The 837-nt window shown below is 65.0% G+C and carries 1 protein-coding gene; it reads left to right on the top strand.

Annotated elements, in window-relative coordinates; translation table 11 throughout:
- On the top strand, positions 1–763 hold a 763-nt coding region (locus BST10_RS22200; RefSeq protein ID WP_109559625.1), incomplete at its 5' end, for an IS256 family transposase.
- Between the last annotated feature and the right edge of the window lie 74 nt (positions 764–837).

Below are 837 nucleotides of genomic sequence, written 5' to 3'. Positions count from 1 at the left end.
CCCCTACGTGTTCTGCGACGCCACCTTCTGCAAGGTCCGCGTCGGCGCGCACGTGGTGTCTCAGGCCCTGGTGGTGGCCACCGGAGTCTCCATCGACGGCACCCGCGAAGTGCTGGGCACCGCCGTCGGCGACAGTGAGTCGTTTGAGTTCTGGCGCGAATTCCTGGCATCACTGAAGGCCCGTGGGCTATCCGGGGTGCATCTGGTGATCTCTGATGCCCACGCTGGCCTCAAGGCTGCGGTGGCTCAGCAGTTCACCGGATCATCGTGGCAACGCTGCCGGGTGCATTTCATGCGCAATCTGCACGGCGTGGTGGCCGCCAAGCATGCCCCGGCGGTCACTGCGGCGATCAAGACGGTCTTCGCCCACACCGAACCGGCCGAGGTCGCCGCTCAGTGGGACCAGGTCGCCGACACCTTGGAGCCAACATTTCCCAAGGTGGCGGCGATGATGGCCGAGGCCAAGGCCGATGTCCTGGCGTTCACCGCATTCCCGCGGGCGCACTGGCAGAAGATCTGGTCGAACAACCCGATCGAACGGCTCAACAAGGAGATCAAGCGTCGCGCCGATGTCGTGGAGATCTTCCCGAATCCGGCGGCGTTTCTGCGCCTTGCCACCGCCGTGGTCATCGAAGCCCACGACGAATGGCAGGTCACCCGCCGCTACCTGTCCGACATCTCCATGGCCGAGCTACGCAAGGTCATCGCCGCCAAACACGACGCCATCGCCGAACCGCTAGCCGAGCAGCGCCAAATCGCCTAGCATCCACCACGACTCGTTGATCACCACGCGTGACTCACGCCGATCCGAAGTCCACCACCCCACGGGGCACTGCC

Source organism: Mycolicibacter algericus DSM 45454, assembly GCF_002086455.1.
GTDB lineage: Bacteria > Actinomycetota > Actinomycetes > Mycobacteriales > Mycobacteriaceae > Mycobacterium > Mycobacterium algericum.
Note: the sequence above shows the minus strand (reverse complement) of the source record. Positions and strands in the feature narration are given on the sequence as shown.